The 19856-nt window shown below is 67.8% G+C and carries 5 protein-coding genes; 1 reads left to right on the forward strand and 4 read right to left on the reverse strand.

Annotated elements, in window-relative coordinates:
• The first annotated feature begins 3 nt into the window (after positions 1–3).
• A complete protein-coding gene (locus tag ACNFCH_RS12770) occupies positions 4–2394 on the forward strand; it encodes a TonB-dependent siderophore receptor (protein WP_337158254.1) in 2391 nt (796 codons plus the stop codon).
• 490 nt (positions 2395–2884) lie between these two features.
• On the opposite strand, the gene ACNFCH_RS12775 is transcribed toward ACNFCH_RS12770, so the two are convergent.
• From ACNFCH_RS12775 to ACNFCH_RS12790, 4 genes are all read right to left on the reverse strand, one after another.
• Positions 2885–3844 (reverse strand): alpha/beta hydrolase, encoded by a 960-nt coding sequence (locus ACNFCH_RS12775; RefSeq protein ID WP_337158253.1) that lies wholly within the window; start codon positions 3842–3844, stop codon positions 2885–2887.
• 85 nt (positions 3845–3929) lie between these two features.
• Positions 3930–15677, reverse strand: coding sequence for an amino acid adenylation domain-containing protein (locus ACNFCH_RS12780; RefSeq protein ID WP_416742911.1), 11748 nt, complete (start codon positions 15675–15677; stop codon positions 3930–3932).
• Positions 15674–18742, reverse strand: a complete 3069-nt coding sequence (locus tag ACNFCH_RS12785) for a non-ribosomal peptide synthetase (RefSeq protein ID WP_416742912.1) — start codon at positions 18740–18742, stop codon at positions 15674–15676. Before ACNFCH_RS12785 ends, ACNFCH_RS12780 begins: the two co-directional genes overlap by 4 nt.
• A gap of 12 nt (positions 18743–18754) precedes the next feature.
• On the reverse strand, positions 18755–19804 hold the full coding sequence (locus tag ACNFCH_RS12790; protein ID WP_337158250.1) for a TauD/TfdA family dioxygenase: 1050 nt from the start codon (positions 19802–19804) through the stop codon (positions 18755–18757).
• Positions 19805–19856: the final 52 nt, after the last annotated feature.

Genomic DNA, 19856 nt, shown 5'->3' on the forward strand with positions numbered 1-19856 from the left:
ACGATGTCTGTCAAACACGCACTGTCACCGCTGGCCCTGGCTCTCATGCTGCCTTGCGCGGCCATCGTCCAGGCCCAGGAAATCCAGTTGAACATCCCGTCGCAACCGCTGGGTTCGGCGCTACAAGCCCTCGGCCAGCAGACCAACCTGCAGATCCTGTTCAGCCCCGAGACGGTCGGCGGCAAGCGCTCCACCGCGGTCAATGGCCGCCTGGACCCGCAACAGGCCCTGCGCCAGATGCTGCAAGGCACCGGTGTGCGCTACAGCATCGACGGCTCTCAAGTCACCCTGCAGGGGCCCTCGGCCGGCGACGCTCTGGAGTTGGGGAACATCCAGATCGACGGCAAGGCCCTGAGTGCCACCTCCGAAGGCACGCATTCCTATGCAGCCCAGGCAGTGACCATCGGCAAAGGCACCGAACGCCTGAAGGACATCCCGCAGTCGGTGACCGTGGTCACCCGCCAGCGCATGGATGACCAGAACATGAACAACCTGCAGGACGCGATGCGCCAGGTCACCGGCGCCACCATCAAGACCTACAACACCGGCTCCAGCCTCAACGACGTGTACATGCGCGGCTTCTTGGTGGACCAGGTGCAGGTCGATGGCGTCTCGCAGATCACCGGCCAAGGCGACATGGCCACCAGCTTCGACCTGGCCATGTACGACCGCGTCGAAGTGCTGCGCGGCCCGAGCGGCCTGTACGCGGGCTCGGGCGAGCCTGCCGGGACCATCAACGTGGTGCGCAAGCGCGCCCTGGACACCTTCGCCCTGAACGGCGAGGTGGCCGCAGGTTCCTGGGACCGCTACCGCACCATGGTCGACGTCACCGGCCCGCTGAACGCCGAAGGCACGATCCGCGGTCGCGCGGTCACCGCCTATGAGAACAACAAGTCGTTCGTCGACTACGTCGAGAACGAACGCCCGATGTTCTACGGCCGCCTGGAAATGGACCTGGACCCGAGCACCACCCTGTCGTTCGGCGGTGCCTACCAGAAAAACGACTCCACCCCCGCGTTCGGCCTGCCGGCCTATGCCAACGGCAAGCTGCTGGACGTGGGCCGCCACACTTACATCGACGCCAAGTGGAACACCCTCAAGGAAGAGACCTGGGAAGCCTTCACCGAGCTCGACCACGCGCTGGACAACGGCGGCCAGTGGAAGACCTCGCTGACCTACCGCGACGCCCGCACCCCGACCCGCGAGTTCACCTGGACCACCGACGGCGTGGACCCAGCAACCAACACCGCCATGGCGTCGATGTACTCCTACTACACCCGCATCAAGACCCTGGGCCTGGACAGCTTCGTCACCTCGCCGTTCACCTTTGCCGGGCGCACCCACGAGTTCACCCTCGGCGGCGAATACCAGCACCTGGACAAAGCCTTCACCTACGGCACCGCGGACCTTGACGGCGACGGCTGGGCGGACGGCTTTCCGATCGGCATCGGCGGCGCCAACGACCTGCCGCACCTGGACATGCCCCACACCAACTTCAACTATTCCAAGAGCGAGCAGTACGGGATCTACGGGCGTACCAAGCTCAGCGTGACCGACGAGCTGGACGTGATTCTGGGCAGCCGCGTGACCTGGTTCGAGGCAGATGCGAAAAACGCCAACACCTTCTTCAACAACTTCGGCAACCCGTCCACCGAGACCAATGCCAAGGCCATCCCCTACGGCGCCATCGTCTACAAGCTGACCCCAGAGCTTTCGGCCTACGCCAGCTACACCAGCGTGTTCAAGCCACAGAGCGAAACCGACGCGACCGGCAAGCAGATGGTCGGCCCGCACAAGGGCAAGCAGTATGAAGTGGGCTTGAAGCAGGAACTGCTCGATGGCCGCCTGAACGCGTCCCTTGCGATGTTCCAGATCTTCGACGAGAACCGTGCCCAGTGGAACGGCGTCAACGGCTACGAAGCCAGCGGCAAGGTCCGCAGCCAAGGCTGGGAAACCGAGCTGACCGGCAACCTGACCGACAACTGGAGCATTGCCACCGGCTATGCCTTCACCATGACCAAGCTGCTGGAGGACGACACCACCAACGGCGTGAGCAAAGGCAGCCAGTTCAGCACCATCACGCCCAAGCACAACTTCAACCTGTGGACCAAGTACGAGTTCCTCGACGGCGCGCTCAAAGGCTTCCACGTGGCCGGCGGTACCCGCGTGGTCAGTGAGACCTCCTACACCCGTGGTGCCGTTGACTTCGTCCAGGGCGGGTACGCGGTCACCACCGCGCAGGTGGGCTACAAGTTCAGCGAGAACCTGAGCTCGACCCTGACGGCCAACAACCTGTTCGATCGCAAGTACTACGACCGGGTCGACAGCGCCTGGGGATCGAACTTCTATGGCGAACCGCGGAACCTGACCTTGACCTTGCGCGCCAGTTATTGATTGTCGCCAGGCAGGACCAGAAGGCCGGAGCCACTGTGGGGCTCCGGCTTTTTCGTTGGGGCTGTGTTGGTTCCGAGGTTTGTGGGCTTATCCAATGAATTGAGTGACCACACTGCTCTCAAGGACACCGCCGAACCTGTGGGAGCGGGTTCACCCGCGAACACCGGCAACGCCGGTGCCATCCACCACGCAACCTGCTCCGCGGGCAACCCACGCCCGCAAGGCTGACGATGATTCCTGTGGGAGATTCTATGGTGCTGGACAAGCTCAAATTGCCTTTGGTTGGTATTCCTTGATACTTCTGAACCGTGCAAATAAGGCCCTGGCTCCGACTGGGATTGCGTTGCTCTCAAGACTTGCGCAATCCCTGTGGGAGCGGGTTCACCCGCGAACACGGGCGGAGCCCGTGCCATTCACCGCAAAACAGGCGCCCTGAAAGAATGCAATTTGGTGGAAGCCTGCGATGGGCCGCGCAGCGGCCCCAAGGCGCTCAGAGTCGCCGCTGGATTGCCTGCGCCAGCGTCGTCAGCATCCCAGGCACTTCCCCTACCACTTCGCCCATGCGCGCAAAGTCGTGGGTCATGCCTGCCTTGACTTCGCATGCGATCTCAAGCCCAGCCCCACGCACCCGTTCGGCATAAGCCAGGCCTTCATCGAGCAGCGGGTCGAACTCGGCCAGCCACAGGATCGTCGGCGCCAGCTGCGCCGGCAACTCGGCATAGATAGGCGAGAAGCGCCAGTCCAGCCGGTCCGCTACGTCACGCTCGTACTGCCGGTAGAACCAACGCAGCGACTGCTTCTCCAGCAGGTAACCCTCGGCGAAGCGTTCCAGCGAGGGCCGTTCCACCGCCGCATCCAGTACCGGATACAGCAGCACCTGGACCTTCGGCCGTAACGCCAGTTGCTCCGGGGCCGAAGCGGCGCGGATCGCCAGCGCGGCCACCAGGCTGCCACCGACGCTGTCGCCGACCAACGCCACCCGCTCGGCATCCAGGCCATGCAGGGCGCCTTCGTTCAACAGCCACAGCACCACGTCCTCGGCATCGTTGAACGCGGTGGGAAACTTGTGCTCCGGCGCCAGGCGGTAGTCCGCCGACAGCACCACGAAATCCCCCGCCAGGGCCAAACGGCGGCACAGGATGTCGTGAGAGTCCAGGCTCCCCACCACATAGCCACCGCCATGCAGATACACCACCACCGGGCGCAATTGTTCCGTGCCTTGGGCGCGCTGATAGGTCCGCGCCGCCAGTGGCTGGCCATCGCGGCTGGTGATCGTCAGCTGGGTGATTTCCAGGTTGCCTGCTGGGGCACTGTCCAGCAGCTGTGAGGCCTGGTCGAACTGCTCGCGCGCCTGTTGCGGCGAGAGCTCATGCATGGGCTGGCGCTTGCCGGTCAGGCGGCCGAACTCCACCAGCTCGAGAAATCCTTCAATATCAGGGTGCAGCGGCATCGATCGGTCTCCAATAAAAAACCACGCTCGACTCACTAACGTAAGCCGGGCGTGGCTATTTACTGCAAACCGCCAGACAGGCCGGTCAGACGTGCGTCACCCGCCCCTCCTCCAAGGTCGCCAGCAGCCCTTCGAGGCAGTCGGCGCTGTGCAGGATGTCGTAGTGGCTGGCACGTACCACCTCGGTCTGGGCGATACGCGGTTGCTGCGCTTCGAGCGCCGCGCGCTCACCGGTCGGGTTGGCACTGGCCCACCAGCAGTGCAACTCGGCCTTGACCACCGGCAAGGCCGGCAGCTCGCGCGACAGCTGCTTCAGACGCTGGCTGACGATGAAGGTGTGCGCCAGCTCATCGGCGCCCAGCAAGGCATAACCGGCGCCTTGCTGTGGCTGGCGCGCGATCACCCCGGCGATCAACTCACCCACCTGCTCAGCCTCGATCGCCCTGCGCCCGTCGAGCACCGGTCGCACCGCCTCCGGGTCCATCCCCAGGGTGGCGCAGAGGAAGGCCTGCAGGTCCTCGCGCAGGTCTTCGTCCTGCCCGACGGTGTCCAGCGGCACGTAGCTGTCCACCAGGCCCAGCCAACGCACGGCCTGCCCTTGGGCCTCCAAGGCCTGGGCCACCAGCAGCGCCAGGCTGCCGCCGAGCGACCAGCCGAGCAGGTGATACGGCCCCTGGGGCTGCCGGGCGCGAATGGCGGCGGCGTAGTCACTGGCCATCTGCGCCAGCGACGGGTCCTGCCACTGGCGGTCGAGCAACATCCGACACTGCACGCCATACACCGTGCGCAGCCCGTCCAGGCGGCGCGCCAAGGGCTCGTAGTCGAACACCGTGCCGAACCCCGCGTGCAGGCAGAACAGCGGCGCGCTACCCGCCACCGCCTGGTTGAGCAGCAGCAACGGTTCGGGCGCCTGCCCTTGGTCGGCGGTCAGGCCGGCGATGGTTGGGTTGGCCATCATGTCGCGCAGCTTGAGTTCGAAGCCCAGTGCCGGCATCGCCCGCACCCGGGAGATCACTTTCAAGGTGCGCAGCGAATCGCCGCCCAGCTCGAAGAAGTTGTCGGTGATCCCCACCTGCTCGACCCCCAGCACCGCTTGCCAGACCTGCGCCAGCGCCGCCTGCAAGGGCGTACGCGGCGCGACGTATTGGCGAGCGCCGAAGTCAGGGTCCGGCAACGCCTTGCGGTCGAGCTTGCCGTTGGGCGTGAGCGGGAACTGCGCCAGCACCACCACCTGGGCCGGCACCATGTAGTCTGGCAGGCGCTCGCGAAGGGCCGCCAGCAAGCGTTGGCGCGGGTCCTGCTCCTGGCCCTGCTCGGCGGCGACCACATAGCCGATCAACTGGCGGCCTTGCGGGGTATCGCGCACCACCACCAGGGCGTCCTTGACCCCGGACTGCTCGCGCAGCCGCGCCTCGATCTCGCCCAGCTCGATCCGGAAGCCCCGTACCTTGACCTGGTGATCGACCCGCCCCACGTAGTCCACCACACCGTCGGCGCGCATGCGCACCAGATCACCCGTGCGGTACAGCCGTGTACCCGGCGCGCCGAACGGGTCGGCGACGAAGCGCTCGGCGGTCTGGCCGCGGTGGTGATGATAGCCTCGGGCAACCCCCTCGCCACCGATGAACAGCTCACCGACCAGGCCCGGCGGCAAGGGGTTGAGGTCGCCATCGAGCACGTACAGGGTCCGCGCGCCCACCGCCAGGCCGATCGGCGCGTACATCGCCTCGCATTGCCCGCTCACCGGGGTCTTCCACAGCAGCGGCGTGACCACGGTCTCGGTCGGGCCGTAGCCGTTGACCAGATACTGCGGCGCCAGGCTGCGCTTGACCCGCTCGAAGCTTGCGTCCGGCACCGCATCACCGCCAAAGCAGTAGATGCGCACCGCCGGCGCCTCGCCTTGCCGTTCGGCCTGCTCGGCCAGCTCCAGTAGGTAGGCCGGTGGGAAGCAGGCAATGCTGATGCGTTGCTCCTTGAGCACCTGCAACGTCTGCTCGGCGGTCCACAGCTGGTTGTCGCGGATCACCAGGGTACCGCCGCTGATCAACGTGGTGATCCAGCGCTCATGGGCACCATCGAAGGCGAACGACATGAAGTGCAGCTCGCGGCTGCTGGAGTCCATCTCGTAAAGCTGGGCGATGGCCTGCACGTGCATGCTGATCGCGCCATGGGCCACGGCGACGCTCTTGGGCTTGCCGGTGGAACCGGAGGTGTAGATCAGGTAGGCCAGGCCCAGGTCCTGGACCGCTGGTAACTGCGAGGCATCGACCGCCTCGTCGAGTACCAGCGTATCGACCGCAAGGCAGGTCACCGACGCGTCCAGCGCCACGCGATCCTGCAGGCGGTGCTGGGTCAGCAGGACGGTCATGCCGGCATCGCCCATCATGTAGCGCAGACGCTCGGCCGGGTACTCCGGGTCCAGCGGCACATAGGCGCCGCCGCTCTTGAGCACCGCCAGCAGCGACACCACCAACTCCAGCGAGCGTTCCATGAACACGCCCACCACGGTCTCCGGCCCCACCCCCAGCGCCCGCAGGCGCACGGCCAGTGCGGTGGCACGGCGATCGAGGGTGGCGTAGTCGAGCACCTGCTCGCCGAGCACCAACGCCGGGTGGTTCGTCAGCTCCCGGGCGCGGCGGGCGATCAGTTCATGTACCGGGGTATTGACCACCGCAGGCGCCGCCTGCAACGGACGCGGCGTGCCCTCGACCAGGCCCAGGCAGCCGACCGGCTGCCGGGCATCGTCGCACAGCCTGCCCAGCAGGCTTTCCATGTGCTCGCGCAGTCGCTCGACGGTCGCGACATCGAAGTGCGAGCGCTGGTGCATGTATTCGATGCGCAGGCCGCCATCATCCACGCTGACCATCAGGTCCATGGCGAAGCTGGTCAGGCCGAAGTCCGACACTTCTTCAAAGCGCAGCGACTCGCCATCCCACTCCCGCAAGGTGCGGTCGACCGGCTGGTTCTCGAACACGATGATGCTGTCGAACAGCGCCTGTCCGCCCTGCCCGGCCCAGCGCTGGATGTCGCCCAGCGGCGTGTGCTGGTGATCGCGGATGCGCAGGTTGTACGCCTGAAGCTCGCGCAGCCAGTCGCCCACCGCCTGGGCGGTCGGCACGTGGCTGACCACCGGCAAGGTGTTGATGAACAATCCAAGCATCTGCTCGGCGCCTTCGAGGGTCTCTGGGCGTCCCGAGACGGTGGCGCCGAAGGTCACCGTGCGCTGGCCGGTGTAGCGCTGCAACAGCAACAACCAGGCCGCCTGGACCAGGGTGTTGAGGGTGACCCGCTGGCCCTGGGCGAACTGCTGCATGCGCGCGGTCTGCACCGCATCGAGGTGGGTATAGAGCGCGTGATAACCGGCCTGGGGCTGCTTGGCCGGCACGGCACGGGCAAGGTGCGTCGGCCCTTCCAGCGCCGCCAGCGCGGTCTTCCAGAACGCTTCGCAGGTGGACGGGTCCTGGCGCTGCAGCCAGCCGATGTAATGCCGGTACTCAGCCACCGGGGGCAGCGCCTGGCCACTGTAGTGGCGCAGCACGTCACCGATCAGGCGCGAGACACTCCACCCGTCCATGAGGATGTGGTGGTAGGTCCAGATCAGCCGGTAGCGCTGCTCATCGATGCGCACCAACAGCACCCGCAGCAACGGCGCGCGGCCCAGGGCAAAGCCCTGCTCGCGCTCGGCATCGGCCAGTACGCGCACGGTCTCCCGGGCGTCGGCGCGCTTGCGCCAGTCGAGCACTGTCAGCAGCGGCGCCGCCTCACGCAGCACCACCTGCAACGGCTCCTTCTCGCCCTCCCAGAGGAACGCGGTGCGCAGGATCGCGTGCCGGCGGGCAACCGCCTCCCAGGCCGCGAGCATGCGCTGCGGATCGACGCCGACCACGCCCACTTCGATCTGGTTGACGTACAGGCCGTCGTCGGCGTCCTGCACCGCGTGGAACAGCATGCCCTGTTGCATGGGCGACAGCGGGTAGGCGTCCTCCACCTGCGCGGCCGTGAGCCCGAGTGTGGCCAACTGCGCGTCGGACAGCGCCACCGAAACCGGCGGTACCGGCGCCTCAAGCACCGGCACTGTTGCGGTGGCGACCTTGGCCAGCGCGGCCAGGGTCGGATGACTGAACACATCCTTGGGCGTGATCGAAAGCCCCGCCTTGCGCGCCAACGCCACGGCCTGGATCGACACGATCGAGTCGCCACCGAGCGCGAAGAAATCATCCTCAACGCCGATGTCATCACGCTCGAACAGCGCCTGCCAGACCGCCAGCAAGCTGGCTTCCTGGTGCGTGGCCGGCGCGCGGCCCTGGCCCGTGCGGGCCTCTGGCACCGGCAGGCGACGGCGGTCGAGCTTGCCGTTGGCGGTCACCGGCATGCACTCGAGCACCATCAACTGGGCCGGCTGCATGTGCTCGGGCAGGCGTTCGGCCAGGGCAGCCTTGAGTGCCGAGGTGTCGATGGCGCCTGCGGTGGGCACCAGGTAGGCCACCAGTTGCGTGCTTTTGCCAACCTCCAGCGCCAGCACCACGGCTTCGGCGACAGCGGGCTGCTCGAGCAGCGCAGCCTCGATCTCGCCCAGTTCGATGCGCAGGCCGCGAATCTTCACCTGGTGGTCGATCCGGCCGACGTACTCGATCACTCCGTCGACGCGGTAGCGGGCCAGGTCACCGGTGCGGTACAGCCGCTGGCCGGCGTCGAATGGCGAGGCCACGAAGCGCTCAGCCGTCAGCCCTGGGCGCTGGTGATACCCGCGCGCCAGGCCCACCCCGCCCAGGTACAGCTCACCGACTCGGCCGATGGCCTGGGGTTGCAGGCTGTCATCGAGGATGTAGGTGCGCAGGTTGGCGATCGGCCGCCCGATCGGCACGCTGTGCCCGCCCTCATCGCGGCAGGTCCAGTGGGTCACGTCGATGGCCGCCTCGGTGGGGCCATACAGGTTGTACAACCCGGCCGTGGGCAGCACGCGCAGCACCTGGCGCTGCAGCTCGGCGGGCAGCGCCTCGCCACTGCAGATCACCTGGCGCAGGCTGTGGCAGGAGGCTGCGCCCTCGTCACGCACGAAGGCCTGCAGCATCGACGGCACGAAGTGCAGCGTATCGACCTGGTGACGATGGATCAGCGCCACCAGTTGCGCCGGGTCGCGATGCGCCCCGGGCTCGGCGATCGCCAGGCGGGCGCCGACCATCAGCGGCCAGAAGAACTCCCACACCGAGACGTCGAAGCTGAACGGCGTCTTCTGCAGCACCGTGTCCCCTGCTCCCAACGGGTAGGCCGCCTGCATCCAGGCCAGGCGGTTGTACAAGGCGTCGTGACGGTTGCCCGCGCCCTTGGGCCGGCCGGTGGAGCCGGAGGTGTAGATCATGTACGCCAGCGAAGCGCCGTCGATGGCCAGGTCCAGGTTGTGGTCCGGGCCTTGGGTCAGGTCCAGTGGGTCCAGGCACAGCACCTGTACCCCGTCAGTCAGCGGCAGGCGTGCTTGCAGGGCGCTTTGGGTCAGCAGCAGGTCCACACCGCTGTCCTCGAGCATGTAGTGCAACCGATCGTTCGGGTAGTCCGGGTCCATCGGCACGTAGGCGCCACCGGCCTTGAGGATCGCGAGCAGGCCGATCACCAGTTCAAGGGAACGCTCGGCGGCGATGCCGACCAGCACCTCCGGGCCCACACCCAACGCACGCAAACGGTGCGCCAGGCGGTTGGCCCTGCGGTTGAGCTCGGCGTAGTCCAGCTGCTGGTCGGCGAAAACCAGCGCTGGCGCATCTGGCGCCCGTTCTGCCTGCAACTCGAACAGGCGTTGCACCGGCTGCATGGGCGCGAAGGCCACCTGGGTGTCATTCCAGGCCAGCAGTTGCAAGTCGCGCTCCGAATCCCCCAGCAGCGTCAATCGGCCCAACGCCTGCTCAGGCGCCTCGGCCATGGCCTGCAACAGGTTGCACAGGTGCTCGTGCAGGCTGGCGATGAAGACGTCATCAAAGGCGCTACGGGCATAGTTGTAGCGCAGCGAGAGGCGCGCGCCGAAGTCGGCCGAGACGGTCAGCGGGAAGTGGGTCTGCTCGCGGCCCTGCACATCGAGGATGCGCAGCCCCGTGCCCGGCCCTTGTTGCAGCGCTTCGGCCAGCGGGTAGTTCTCGAACACCAGCAAGGTGTCGAACAGCGTGCCCAGGCCCGCCAGGCGCTGCACCTCGGCCAACGGGCTGTGCTCGTAGTCGCGCAGGTCCAGGTTCAGCGCCTGGATCGCCTGCACCCACTGCGCCACCGATTGCCCCGGCTCAGGGCGTGCAATCACCGGCAAGGTATTGATGAACAGCCCCAACTGCTGCTCGATGCCCGGCAGATCCACCGGGCGTCCAGCCACGGTGGCGCCGAAGGCCACGCAGGTTTGCCCGCTGTAGCGCTGCAACAGCAACAGCCAGGCCGCCTGCACCAGGCTGTTGAGGGTGACCTTGTGCTGCCGGGCGAACGCCCCCAGGCGCTCGCTGGCCGCCGGGTCGAGTACCTGGAAGTACTCGCCAAAGCCCACGGCTTCAGACTCGGCCTGGGCGCAATTGGCCAGCAAGGTCGGCTCTTCGAGCGGCGCCAGCTGGGCGCTCCAGAAGCCCTGGGCGGCCTGGGCATCCTGGGCGGCGAGCCACCCCATGTAGTCGCGATAACGGCTGGCGCTGCGGGCCGGCGTCTGGCCGGCATAACGCTGCATGACCTCGCCGAGCAACTGCGACGTGCTCCAGCCATCGAGCAGGATATGGTGATGGGTGACGATCAGGTGCTGCCGGCCCTCGGCGGTGTCCAGCACGCTGACCCGTAGCAGCGGCGCCTGGGCCAGATCGAAACCGCGCTGGCGGTCGGCCTCGGCGAAGGCCTCCAGGGCGCTGCGTGGCTGGCCACGATAGTCCAGCCGTTCCAGCGGCAGGCGCACCTGGCGGCTGATCGCCTGCAGCGGCTGGCGCAGCTCATCGCCCCAGAGGAAGCTCGCTCGAAGCGTGTCATGGGCGTCCAGCGCCCCCTGCCAGGCCGCCCGCAGGGCCTCCACGTCCAGGCCTTCGACGTCCAGGCGCAATTGATGCACATAGGCGCCCGGCTCATCGTCATAGAGGCTGTGGAACAGCATGCCCTGCTGCATCGGCGACAGCGGATAGAGGTCTTCGATGTCGCGGGCCGCGAGGTTCAGGGCATCGAGCTGATCCTGACGCAGCAGGGCCAGCGGCACATCGGCCGGCGTCAGCCCGCCGTCGCTCGCCAGGCAGTGCTCGACCAGCCCGCACAAGGCCTGGCCATAGGCGTCGGCCAACGCCTGCACCTGGTCCTGGGCGAAGCGGCGCGGGTCGAACGACCAGCTCAGGCACAGCTCGCCCGCATAAACCTGCCCGTTGATGCTCAGGCCTTCGAGCACCGTGCTGCCTGGCGCCTGCTCATCGCCGCCGCGCTCGCGCGCCGGTTGCCAGGCCGCCTGCGCATCGAAGCTGGTGTCGAACTGGCCCATGTAGTTGAAGGTGATGGCCGGTGCCGGCAGTGCCCCCAGGCCGACATCGGCCAGGTAGCGCAGGATGGAAAAGCCGATGCCCTTGTTCGGCACCGCACGCAGTTGCTCCTTGATGCCCTTGATGCTGGCGCCAGCGTCCTGTGCCGGGGTCAGCTTGACCGGGAAGATCGAGGTGAACCAACCCACCGTGCGGCTCAGGTCGATGTCCTCGAACAGGTCCTCGCGACCATGGCCTTCGAGCTGCACCAGGGTCGAGGCCTGGCCGGTCCAGGCGCAGATCACCTGGGCCAGGGCGGTCAGCAACAGATCGTTGACCTGGGTGCGGTAGGCCGCCGGGGCCTGTTGCAGCAGTTGGCGGGTGACATCCTGATCCAGGCGGGTCTGCACGGCGCGGATCTCGTCCGCCACCGGGGTGGCCACGGCCTGGCTCGGCAGGCTGGGCGTCACGTCCTGGTATTGGGCGTGCCAGTACGCGGCCTCGGCCAGCAATGCCGGGCTCTGCGCATGCTGCACCAGGCGCCGGGCCCATTGCTGGTAGGCGCTGGTCTTGACCGGCAGGCGCGGCGGCTCGCCGGCGATCACGTGCTGCAGGGCCTGTTGCAGGTCCTCCAGCAGCACACGCCAGGACACCCCGTCCACCACCAGGTGATGGATCACCAGCAGCAGGCGCTGACCGCCCTCCACCATCTCCACCAGCAAGGCGCGCAGCAGCGGGCCCTGGGCCAGGTCCAGGCTGGCCTGGGCCTGATTGCACCGCTCGAGCAGCTCATGTTCATCACAGGCGGTCGCCTCCTGCAGCACGTCAAGCTGCGCGCCGTCCTCGGCATGCGATTGGCGCCACTGGCCTTCATGCTGCGCAAAGCGCAGGCGCAGGGCGTCGTGCTGGCGCATCACGCAGGCCAGGGCTGTGCGCAGGTGCTGCGCATCGACCGGCTGGCGCACATCCAACAGCACCGACTGGTTCCAGTGGGCGCGACGGGCCAGGGGCTGCTCGAAGAACCACTGCTGGATCGGCGTCAGCGGCGCCTCCCCGGCCACCGGTTCCTGGCTTTGGGCCAAGGCATCGCTGCGCACCGCGACCCGCGCCAGGCTCTGCACGGTCTGGTGCTGGAACAGGTCTTTGGGGCTGAAGCGGATGCCCGCCTGGCGGGCACGGCTGACCAACTGGATGGCGATGATCGAGTCGCCACCGAGTTCGAAGAAGTTGTCGTCGATGCTGATCGGCGCGCGCTTGAGTACCTGCTCCCAGAGCGTGACCAAGTCGGCCTGCAGCGCATCCTGCGGTGCTTGCCAGGCCCCTCGCGACAGCTCCAGGCCCGGCGCGGGCAGCGCCTTGCGGTCGAGCTTGCCGTTGCTGGTCAGCGGCCAGGCATCGAGCACCATCAGGTGCGCGGGCACCATGTAGTCAGGCAGCTCGCCACGCAGGTAGTCACGCAGCCCCTGGCCGAAGGTGCTGCTGCCGGCCTCGACGTCGGCCTTGGCCACCAGGTAGCCGACCAACTGCTTGCTGGCGCCGGCCTCGTGCACCAGCACCAGGGCCTGGGCGACCTGCGGATGCTGTTGCAGGCAGCGCTGGATCTCGCCCAGCTCGATGCGAAAACCGCGGATCTTCACCTGGTGGTCGATCCGGCCGATGTACTCGAGGCTGCCGTCGGCGCTGTAGCGGGCCAGATCGCCCGTGCGGTACAGGCGCGCACCGGGGCGCTCAGCGAAGGGGTCGGCCACAAAGCGCGTGGCGGTGAGATCCGCACGTTGATGGTAACCCCGCGCCAGCCCCGCCCCGCCCACGTACAGCTCGCCCACGCAGCCCTTGGCCACCGGGTTCAGACGGCGGTCGAGCACGTACCACGACAAGTCGCCGATCGGCTCGCCCAGCGGGCTGCTGTTGCCAGAATCGAGGTCCGCCCAGCCCAGTGGCCGGTAGCTCACGTGCACTGTGGTTTCGGTGATGCCATACATGTTCACCAGTTGCGGCTGGCGATCGCCGAAGGCTTCGAACCAAGGCCGCAGGTCGGCCACCTCCAGCGCCTCACCACCGAAGATCACCGTGCGCAGGGCCAGCGGCCCCTGGTCACGGGCCGCGCAGGCCACCTCGATCAGCGGGCGGAAGGCCGAAGGCGTCTGGTTGAGGACGGTCACGCCCTCCTCGCGCAGCAGGCGGTGGAAGTCCTGGGGCGAACGGCTGATGGCATAGGGCACCACCACCAGCGTGCCGCCATGCAGCAGCGCGCCGAAGATCTCCCACACCGAAAAGTCGAACGCGTAGGAATGGAACAGCGTCCACACATCGTGCTCATCGAAGCCGAACCAGCCCTGCGTGGCCTCGAACAGGCGCAGCACATTGGCATGGGGCAGCAAGGTGCCCTTGGGCTTGCCGGTGGAGCCGGAGGTGTAGATGACGTAGGCCAGGTTGTCAGGGTCGGTCAGGTTGGGCAGGTCGTGCTCGGGCGCCTCGCTCAGCCAGGTGTCGGCCTCGTCGAGCAACAGCGTCTGCAGGCCGTCGACCCGTGGCAGGCGCGTGGCGAGCGGCGACTGGCTGATCAGCAGGCGCGTGCCGCTGTCTTCGAGCAAGTAGGCCAGGCGCTCTTCGGGGTATTCAGGGTCAAGCGGCACATAGGCGCCTCCGGCCTTGAGGATCGCCAGCAGCCCCACCAGCATCTCCAGCGAGCGCGGCAAGGCGATGCCCACGCGCACATCCGGGCCCACGCCTTGCGCCCGCAGGTGCCAGGCCAGGCGATTGGCCCGGCGATTGAGTTCGCCATAGCTCAGGCGCTCGCCCTCGCAGACCACCGCGGTGGCCGCTGGGCGCAACGCGGCCTGGCGCTCGATGCACTGGTGCAGGCACTCGCGCACCTCATGCCGGGCCGGCTTGGGGTTCCATTCGGCCAGGGTGGCAGCCTGCTCGGCGGCATCGAGCATCGGCAACTCGCCCAGGGCCGTGGCCGGGTCGCGCACGATCCCCCGCAGCAGGTTCAGCCAGTGGCGGGCCATGCGCTGGACGGTGGTGGCGTCGAACAGGTCGGTGGCATAGGTGAACGCCGCGCTCAGGCCCTCGGGCCCTTCGACGGTGTCGAGCATCAGGTCGAACTTGGAGCTGCGCTCATCGACCGCCAGCACTTCGACCTCCAGCCCCTGCAACGACCAGCGGGCGTTGCCCTCGGCGGCGGCCTGCTGATGGTTGAGCATCACTTGGAACAGCGGACTTTGGTTCAGGCTGCGCTCCGGCTGCAGCGCATCCACCAACTGCTCGAACGGCACATCCTGATGGCTCTGGGCTCCCACTGCCGCGACCTTGAGCGCCTCGAGCAGGCTCAGGAAGGGTTGCTCGGGCTGCGGCTGGCTGCGCAGCACCTGGGTGTTGATGAAAAAGCCCAGCAGCGCCTGCACGTCCTGGCGCGTGCGGTTGGCCACCGGCACGCCGACGCGGATGTCCTGCTCGCCGCTGTAGCGGTGCAGCAGCGCATGCAGCGACGCCATCAGCACCACGAACAGGGTGCAGCCCTGGTCGCGGGCCAATTGGCGCAAGCCCTCCAGGGTCGCGGCGGGCACACCGACACTGACACAGTCGCCCTGCTGGCTGGGCAGGGTCGGGCGCTTGCGGTCCAGCGGCAGGCTCAGCAGCGGGTGCTCATCGCCCAGCTGCTCGCGCCAGTACTGCAATTGCCGCTCGCCCTCGCCCGCCTCCAGCCACAGCCGCTGCCACTGGGCAAAGTCGGCGTACTGGATTGGCAAGGCCTCGACCTGGGGCGCCTGAGCACTGGCGAACGCCGCGTAGTGGCGGGTGAATTCCTCGATCAGGATGGGCAGCGACGCGCCATCGGTGACGATATGGTGCAGCGTGAGCACCAGCACATGGTCCCGGGCACCCAGCCTGACCAACCGCGCCCGCATCAGCGGGCCATGGGCCAGGTCGAACGGCGCCCGGGCGGCGCTGGTGATGGCAGCCTGAAGGCCTGCCTCGTCGGCTTCGACCTGCTCCAGCGGGCAGGCCATGGCAGCGTGGATCACCTGCTGCACGGCCCCCTCCTCCAGGCGGAAGGTGGTGCGCAGCACCTCATGGCGCGCCAGCAGCGCGGCGAGGGTTTGTTCCAGGGCCGCGCGGTCCAGCAGGCCGCGCAGGCGGAAGGCACCGGTCAGGTTGTAGGCGCTGGCCTGTGGCTCCAGTTGCCAGATGAACCACAGCCGTTGCTGGGCGTAGGACGCCGGCAGCACCTGCAGGCCCGCCGCGCGCGGCGGGATCGGCAGGGCTTCCAGGGTCAGGCCCTGCTCGCGCATCTTGCCTTGCAGGGCCTGCCGGGCCTCGGCCGACATCCCTGCAAACCGTTGCGCCAGCGCCAGCATTCTGTCCGGTACCGCATTCATAGAGCTTCAACCTCGTCGAACAGCGCCTCCAGGGAGTCCACTGTGTTTTGCTGATTACCGGCTTGCTCGCGCAATGCGTCGATCTCCTGCGCCAGGCGCTCGAGGGTCTCGCCCTCAAAGAACACCCGCAGCGGGATCGTCAGGCCCAGTGCCTCCTGGATCCGGGTACGGATCGCGGTGGCCAGCAGCGAGTGGCCGCCCAGCTCAAAGAAGCTGTCCTGCACACCGACCTTGTCCACCTGCAGGGCCTCGGCCCAGATACCGGCCAAGGTGCGTTCGAGCTCGGTGCGCGGGGCGATGTACTGACGGCGTCGGCTGTCCAGGGCCAACAGGGCATTGCGGTCGAGCTTGCCATTGGGGGTCTGCGGGAAGCGTTCCAGCACCCGGATGCGCGCCGGCAACATGTGCTCGGGCAGCACCTGGGAGAGGTGGCTGTGCAGGTCCAGGCCCAGTTGCTCGTGACCTTCCTGAGTAGAAACGACGAAGGCCAGCAATTGTTTACCTGCGGGTGTGTCATGGGCGATCACCAGGGCATCGTCCACGCCACGCCCGTCGCGCAGGGCGCTTTCGATTTCGCCCAGCTCGATGCGAAAACCGCGCAGCTTCACCTGGTGATCCAAGCGCCCGAGGCAGTCCAAGGTGCCGTCGACCCGGTAGCGCGCCACATCGCCGCTGCGGTACAGGCGCTGCCCCGGCGCCTCGGCGAACGGGTCCGGCAGGAAGCGCTCGGCGGTCAGCGAAGGCCGCGCCAGGTAGCCACGGCACAGGCCATCGCCAGCCACGTGCAGCTCACCCTCGACACCCGGGGCCACCGGCTCGAACTGCGCATCCAGCACATGCACCCGCAGCCCCTGGACCGGCTTGCCGATGGCGATGCCGTGGCCATCGGCCGGGTCCAGGTAGGTGGCGGTGGACCACACAGTGGCCTCGCTCGGCCCATACTCGTTGACCAGCGAAACCCCTGCCAGGCGCTCGCTGTGGCGCCGCGCGAGATCCTGGGTGCAGGCCTCGCCGGCGACGATCACGCAGCGCAGGGCCGGCGCGTCGAGGTAGTCGAGGATCTGCCCGTGGAACGAGGGCAGCGTCAGGTAGTGGGTCACGCCCTCGCGGGCGATCAGCGCGGCCAGCTGTTGCGGGTCCTTGTAACTGTGCTCGTCCGGCAGGGTCAGCGTCGCGCCCTGGCTCAGCGCCCAGAAGACACCGGCCACGGAGCTGTCGAAGGAAAACGACGACAGCATCAGGAAGTTGCCCAGCGCTTCGCGGTAGAAGCGCCCACGGGCCAGGGTCGAGGCCACGGCGTTGGCGTGGCTGACCATGACCCCTTTGGGCTTGCCAGTGGAGCCCGAGGTGTAGATCACGTAGGCCAGGTTGTCGGCATCGCCCAGCGGCGCCGGGGCCTGCTCGCTGGCCGACCACACCGGCGCATCGACGGCCAGGGAGGTGACGGTCAGGCGCTGTTCCTGCTGCCAGGCCTCAGGCAGCGGCAGGCAAGCCAGCACCTGATCGGCACCGGCGTCGGCGAGCATGAAGGCCAGACGCTCGGCCGGGTAGTTCGGGTCCAGCGGCAGGTAGGCGCCACCGGCCTTGAGGATGCCCAGCAGCGCCACCACCAGCTCGCGGCTACGCTGGCCATACACCGCCACCACCTTGTCCGGGCCTGCGCCCTGGGCACGCAAGGTGTTGGCCACCTGGTTCGACAGGCGCTCCAGCTCGCCATAGGTCAGCCGCTCGCCGCCCACGCTCAAGGCGATGGCCTGGGGCTGGCGCTCGGCCTGCTCGGCGAACAACGCTTGCAACTGCCGCGCCTGGCGCCGCGATGTGGCCTGGGGGTTGAAGCCGTGCAGCACCTGCCGGCGCCCGGCCTCATCGAGCAGGCTGGCATCGGCCAAGTCTTGCGCAGGCGCGGCCAGAGCCTGGCCGGCGAAGTGCAGGAACTGCCCCAGCAGCATCTGCAAGGCCTCGACGCTGAAGGCAGCGGCATCGGCATCCAGGCGCACCTGTCCCTCGCCCAGCACCAGGCGCAGGCGCTCGGCCGGCCCTTCGGCCTCCAGCGCCAGCACGCCATGTTCAGCGGCGCTCGGACGATGGACGACGCCGTAGCGGCACAGCCCCAGGTCGAACTCGTTCAGGCAGTCCAGCCAAGAGCGCGACTGTTCGAGGCGGGTCGTCACCTCAGCTGTGAGCCCCTCGAGGCTCGCCCCCTGGCGGTTGTCGAAGGCCACCGGCAGGGCCCGGGCGAACAGGCCGCAGGCGTCCGCCAAATCCTCGTTACGGCCCTCCACCTGCAAGCCGATCAACAGGCGATCCTGCTGGCTGACACGGGCCAGGAAGGCGCCCCATAGCGCCAGCACCCGGGCCTCGCCGCCGTCGCTCGCCAGCACCGCTTCCAGCGCATGGTCGGCGCAGGTGGCCTGGTGGCGCGCATTGCCTTGGCCTGGGGTTTCGAAGGCCAGGCGGTGGTTGACCTGATGGCTGCGCACCAGCGCCTCCCAGAACGCCGCGCCCTGGCGCCCCAGTTCATCCTCGCGCAGTTCCTGCTGCCAGGCGGCGAAGTCGACGTACTGCAACGCCTCCTCGTTGCTGGCCAGCACGCGGCCCTCGCACAACGCAGCCAACTCGCCCGCCACCCTTAGCAGGCTGGCGCGGTCGAGGCTGGCCGCACTGCCCAGCAGCAACAGCCGTGGCTGGGCAACGGCCAGGGCGCTCACCGCCAGGCTGCACGTGCTGGCCGCCCCCACCTGGGCTCGCGCCCAGGCCAGGGCCTGTTCCAGGTCGTGGTCGGCCTCGGCGTGCACGGCGCCGGGCACCTGTTCCATTACCGCTTGCAGCGGCCAAGTCATGCCCGGCAGGCGGCGGTAAAGGGTACGCAGCACTTCATGGCGCGCGCCCAGGGTGACCAGGTGCGCGGACAGCTCACCGGCATCGGGCAGGCGCGCGACGCTGAGCACGACCCAGGCGTGCCCGTCTCGCTCGCCCTGGGCGCTCAGGGCCAGCGCCTGCTGGGCCGAGGCCTGGAACAGTTCACCGCCTGCGTCGTCATGGCCTGGCTGATGGGAGGTAATCATGTGTGGAGCTCCTTAATCGTGGGCCAGATCGGCGCTCTTCTGCGCGATCGCCATGGCGGTGAGAATTTTTCGACGGCCCGTGAAGGCATTGCGCGCGTGCACGGTGAGGATGTTGTCCAGCAGCACCACATCGCCCTTCTGCCAGGCGAACTCGACCATCACGTCGCGGTAGATCTGCTGCAGGTGGCGCACCACGTCATCGCCGATCGGCGTGCCGTCGCCAAAGAAAGTGTTCTGGGGCAAGTCCAGCGGGCCGAACTCGCGCAACAGGTTGTCGCGAATGCTGTCGGGCAGGGTCAGGGCATTGAAGAAGGTGCCGTGGTTGAACCAGATGCGCTCGCCGGTCTGCGGGTGGCGGACGACGGCCGGGCCGCGCTGGCGGGTGCGCAGGCGGTTGCCCGGCTTCCATTCGGCCTGCACGCCGATCTGCGCGCAGTAGGCCTCCACCTCGCTGCGCACCTCGCTCTGGAACACGGTCTGCCACGGCAGGCCCATGCCATCGCCATAGTTGCGCACATAGAGGATGCCCTTGCGGGCGAACGCCTCACGCACCTGCGGATCGATGCGGTCGAGGATCAGCCGGGTATCGCCCAGCGGCGTCTCGCCCCCCGTCTCGGAGGGGGTGTCGCAGTAGAAATACAGGTGCAGCGGGAACACCGGAGAATAGGAGTGCTCGTTGTGCGGGAAGATCCGCTCCCCGGCCGGGTAGTCGGTGGAGCTGTAGATGTTGAACTGGCCGGTGATCTGGGTACGCGGCGAGGCGCGGAACAGGTACTGCAGGGCGCCGCCGGAGATCGCGTCGATGCACTGGTTGAATTGATCGATGCCGGCCACGTCGAAGCCGCGGAACAGGATCGCCGCCCCCCGGTGCAACTGCTGCTGGATCAGCGCGCGGTTCTGCGCCGCCCAGGCGACCAAGTCGACCCCCGGCACGTTGGGGGTGCACAGCAGCGGGAAGCCCGCCTCGAACAGCGGCGCGAAGCTGACCAGGCTGGACGTGTCGCTGGAAATGGCCTTGCGCGCCCCGCGCATAGGGCGTGAAGACAATGAGGTTACGGACATGACGCCTCCTGGAACTGGGCCAAGGCGGCTCGTCGCGAGCCGCCGTAAAAGT

This window comes from Pseudomonas sp. NY15354, from assembly GCF_048068075.1.
GTDB classification, from domain to species: Bacteria; Pseudomonadota; Gammaproteobacteria; order Pseudomonadales; family Pseudomonadaceae; genus Aquipseudomonas; species Aquipseudomonas guariconensis_C.